The sequence below is a fragment of the Streptomyces sp. STAM6 genome, from assembly GCF_054963715.1.
This window is the reverse complement of record NZ_JBUEFZ010000073.1, coordinates 1-4,947: the sequence shown is the minus strand read 5'-3', so window position 1 is coordinate 4,947 and position 4,947 is coordinate 1. Positions and strand designations below refer to the sequence as shown.

Here is a 4,947-nt window from a genome sequence, read left to right as displayed (position 1 = left end):
CGGTGCTTGCCGCTCTGGTCCTGCGCTCGCCCGACTTTGTGACCTACGAGCAGCCTGCCCGCCGCAGGAGCCCCATTGCTTCAACGGGACTTCATCAGAAAAGCAGCGTGCCACGACAGAGTCTGTCAGGCCCCGTGAGAGCCGTGCAGCCAGGAGCCGCACCTTGATCGCCCGGCGCACACGAGCAGCGACCGACCCGACAGATCCGGCGTCCGGCGGTGGGCGGGAGGAACATCGGGTGGCCCTCGGCAGGAGGGGCCGGAGCGCGGCTGGACCGCGCCCCCGGGCCCTGATCGGTTCTGCCGTCGGTGTCGTCGCCGCGGTCGGCGTCGTGGCGTGGGAGCTGCGCCGCCGGCGCCGCCTTGCTGGATGTGCGCCTTGTCCGGGGAGCGAGGCCCGTCAGCCGCCCAGGATCTCGTCGTTCGGATCGAAGGTGTGGTCGTCGACCGGCAGGTTGTCGAGGATGTCGGAGTGGACATCACCGGTGAGCACGGAGAGGATGAACCGGGCACTCGGCACCGGGTGGTGCTCCCACTCCGGTCCACGGCCCGCGTTCGCCAGGACTGTCCAGTCCTCGGGGCGCACGTTCTCGCCGGTGAGCCAGTAGAGGTAGGCGCCGGTCCCCTCGATGTACGCGAAGGGGAGCAGCCCCGCACCGTCGGCCTCCAGCTGCTCGGGACGGGGCTCGGGACCGATCTCCCACAGCCGGGCCAGTACCTCGGCGCGCTCCGCCTTCATGGCCAGGAGGTCGTAGTCGGAGTCGGCGCAGTCGGGCTCCAGGATCCAGATCGTCTCGTCGAAGACGCCCCCGCCGTAGGTGTCGACGAGATCCTTGAAGTCCTCCGGCAGGGCGCTGCCCAGGCGGGCCTCGACCTCGGGCCAGGCCCGCGGCTGACGCTCCGCCGGTGGCGGGACGATGTGGGTGAGCTGTTCCACGTCAGGGTGCATCAGGGTGTCTCCGGGAGAGGGCTCAGGGCTTGGGGACGTTCAGGATAGTGATGTGGTTGGTCGGGGACGCGCCTTCGTAGGGGGTGAACTGGAACCCCTTGTTTCCGGTGGCGTGGATCGTCAGGCCGATCGGGACCAGGTCGGTCGGGTCGTTGGTCCGGTAGATCGGGGTCACCGTGTAATCGATCGTCTCGTTGTTCTTGTCCACGGTGTGCCGGATCTGGTCCTCGATCGCCTTCATGACCGGGCTGTTGGCATTGCGATGCATGGCCACGAAGTTGCGGGTGTCCTTGTTGGAGCCGCCGATCTGGGCGCCGAGCAGGTGGGTCTTGTTCCAGCCCTTGTACTTCTGGTATCCGACGACGTTCGTCGGCGGCTTGGTCTTGCCGCCGGTCATGCCCGGTTCGATCCTCGCCCGCATGGTGCCGGACCGGCCGCCCGGTCCGGTGCTGAACCGGACGCGGCCGCCCCAGGTGGGGTCGGACTCGTCGCACGGTTTCAGGCCGAGCGGATCCTGGAGGGTGAAAGGGTTGTCGACGTAGGAGAACGGATTGGGGCCGGGGTCGAGCCCGAGTGGGTCGAGCGTGAGGTAGCGCGCTGTCTCGGGGTCGTAGTGGCGGAAGTAGTTGTGGTGGAGTCCGGTCTCAGGGTCGTAGTACTGGCCGGGGAAGCGCAGCGGTGTGTACGCGGAGGCGTCGCGGTTCCACACGGTGACGCCCCAGACGGTGCTGCGGCTGTGCCAGGCGACGTGCCCGGTCTCGTCGATCATCTCGGTCGGCGTGCCGACGAGATCTGTCACGATGGCGAAGAAGCGTTGGTCGACGGTGTGCTGCGGGGCGTCGGCGGCCGATTTGCTCTCGACCTGGAGCAGCGGCCGGTAGCCGTCGTGCTCCCAGGTCAGATGGATCGCCTCGGTGGTGTCCGGCCCCCGCGTGGTCTGCTCCACCAGGGTGCTGCCGTCCCACGAGAACAGCGTCTCCTCGGCAACGGACGCGCCGTCGGCTGCCAGCCGCTCCTTGGCCACGCGGCGGCCGAGCGGGTCGTACCGGTAGCGCCAGCGGGTCCCGTCGGGGGTGGTGACGGCCGTGAGGCGGTCCTCCGCGTCCCAGGTGTAGCGCCAGGTGTCCGGCTTGCGAGACAGCCGGGTCTTCTGACGCAGCACCACGCGGCCCTGGGCGTCGTACTCGTAGCGCACGGCCCCGGCGCCGACGAGGCGGCTGCCCTCGTAATGCCGCCCGCCGGTGGCCTCCGCCCCGGGCATGCCGGCGGGCCAGGAGGCATGGCGCTGGTTGCCCGCCTCGTCGTACGCGTAGTTCTCCTGCCATCCGGGCCCCTCGGCGGCGGTGACGCGCCCGGCGCTGTCGAGGGAGAAGGTGCGCCGTGTGGCCCTGGAGCCGGTGATGGCCAGCAGTCGCCCATCCTGGTCCCACTTGTAGTGCCGTTCCCTGTGGCGGTCGGCTGCGGCGGTGCTGTCCTCGGGCTCGGGGGCGGACGGGGTGAGGACCTGGGCCTCCAGCCGGCCGGCAGGGTTCCAGGTGTGGGCGAGCCGGAAGACGTCCTCGAGGGTCCGGGTGGTCTCGCGGCCGACGGCGTTGTAGGTGAACCGCAGGGTCCGTCCGGCGACGGTGAGCGCGTCGCGGTGGCCGGCCTCGCCGTAGGACTGCCGGGTCACGGTCCCGGACGGCGTGGTGCGGGTGAGCCGGCGGCCGGCGGCGTCGCAGGTGGTGGCCACGGTCCGGCCGTCGACGGTCTCGGCGACGACGCGGCCGACCGCGTCGTAGGCGTACTCCAGGACGGACTCGGGTGACTCGGCCCGCAGGAGGCGTCCGTCGGCGTCGTGCGAGTAGTGGACGAGGTGACCGGCGATGTCCTTCTCGACGAGGTTGCCGACGCTGTCGTAGCGGTAGCCGGTGGTCTGCCCCAGCGCGTTGGTCCGGCCGGTCAGCATGCCCGCCGCGTCGTAGGCATAGGAGGTGGTGCTGCCGTTGTAGTCGGTCTCGGCGATCAGCCGGCCGGTCGCGTCGTAGGTATAGCCCCAGGTCAGCCCTCGGGCGTCGGTGGTCGCGACGAGTCGCCGCTCGGAGTCGTGGCGGAAGCCGATGCGCGCGCCGTCCGGGTTCCTGATCTCGGTCGGCAGGTCGAAGTGGGTGTACGCGTACGCGGTGGTCCGTCCCGACGGGTCCGTGTACCGGACGCAGTTGCCCTCACCGTCGTACGCCCACTGCTCGGCGGTGCCTGCGGAGGACGTGCGCGAGGTCAGAGCGCCTTCGACGGACCAGGTCAGCCGCGTGCCTCCGCCGAGCGGGTCAGTGACCTCGACGGGCCGGCCGAACGCGTCGTAGGCGCACCGGGTGACTGCCCCGGTGGGGTCCGTCAGAGCGGTGGCCAGTCCGGCCCGATCGCGTTCGATGGTCACCGTGTTGCCGACAGGATCGGTGACGGCGGTGGTGGCGCCCCGTCCGTTGGAGCTGTAGGTGGTGCGGGCGCCCGCGGGGTCGGTGAGCACGGTGCGGTTCCCGTGCTCGTCGTACTGGTGGTGCCAGGTCGCGCCGTTCGGCTCGGTCACGGTGGCGGGCAGGCCGAGTTCGTTGTACGAGACGCTGGTGATCGTCCCGTCGGGCCGCAGGACGCTCGTGGGGCGTCCCTCGTCGTTGTATGTGATGCGCACGGTCGCCCCGAGCGGGTCGCTGGCGGAGACGACGCGGTCGTGTTCGTCGTACACGGTGGTGCTGGTGTGGCCGAGGGCGTCCGTCCACGCGACCAGCCGGTAACGGGCGTCGAACCGGAATGCGGTGGTCGCCCCGGTGGAGTCGGTGTAACGGGTGATCCTGTCGGACTCGTCGGCGTGGTCGTAGGACAGTGTGGCGGACATGATGCCGTCGGGGCCGACCGTCTCGGCCACGCGGCCCGCGGAGTCGTACACGTAGCGGAACGTGCTGTCGTTGCGGTCCGTCCACGAGGTGATCCGGGCGTCTCCGTCATACGCGAACCGGGACGGCAGCCCCGAGGAGTTGGTGACCCGGGCGAGGTTGCCGTGCTCGTCGTAGCCGTAGGACAGCACGGTGACGGGACCCGTCGGGGTGCGGAGGGAGAGCTCCGTGATCCGGCTGCCGTCGGTGGCCAACTGGACCTGGTAGCCGCCGTCGTGGGTGATGACGCTCGGCGAGCCGTCCGGGCGGCGGGCGAAGGTGACGCCGTTGCCGTAGCGGTCCTCCACCTCCGACAGCCAGTACGCGGTGGAGACCGCGTAGGGATCGCCGGTGAAGTACCGGGAGAGCCCGGTGTCGGGATCGGTGACGCGGTACGTCGTCCGGGCGTCCGCTCCCTCGCTGTGCGACAGCGCCAGACGCGGGCCCTCGACGGGCAGGACCGGATCGTCGCCGGCGGCGGGAACCCGGGGGTAGACCAGGACGCTGCCGTCCTCCCGGGCCCAGATGAGCCCGCCCCCCGTCGGATCGACCTCCAGCCGCTCGTCCAGGGTGGAGGCCCAACTGCGGCCGAACCACTGGCCGTAGCGGTACTGCGAGAGGTGGACCCGGCGCAGGGTCAGGGGAAGGACACCCGGCAGGTCGAGGTCGGTCTGCGCCAGGATCATCTCCCCCGTCGCCACGTCGATGGGGTCACCCTCGCAGTGCGTCTTGTCCAGCGGGATGCTGTTGCGCTGTGCGTCCCCGCGGGCGTTGCGCAGGGCGTTGGGCCGGGTTCGGACGTCGTCGTCGCGACGGCGGTCGCCGGAGCCGTCCTTGGCTTCGTTGTGGTCGCCCTTGCGCTGGCGCGCGAGACGGTCACGAATCGCGTCGTCGTTGTTCTTGTGGTCCTTCGATATCTGTTTGACGGCCTTGGGCAGGGTCTCGCCGACGTGGTCGCCCATGGTCTTGGCGGACTTCACCAGGGCGCCCATGGCCTTCTCGATGGCCGGATCCAGCGCGTCGGCGATGCTGTCCCGGCCCTTGTTACGGCCCTGAGCCGTCTTGGCCTTGGTGAGCTTGCCCGTGGTCT

General features: G+C 70.4%; 2 protein-coding genes. Both read right to left on the bottom strand.

Annotated elements, in window-relative coordinates; all coding sequences use genetic code 11:
* Positions 1–399 precede the first annotated feature (399 nt).
* A complete protein-coding gene (locus ACY34K_RS33615; RefSeq protein ID WP_462754024.1) occupies positions 400–948 on the bottom strand; it encodes an SMI1/KNR4 family protein in 549 nt (182 codons plus the stop codon).
* Positions 949–970: 22 nt separating this feature from the next.
* A partial coding sequence (locus ACY34K_RS33610; RefSeq protein WP_462754022.1) for a DUF6531 domain-containing protein occupies positions 971–4,947 on the bottom strand: 3,977 nt, incomplete at its 5' end.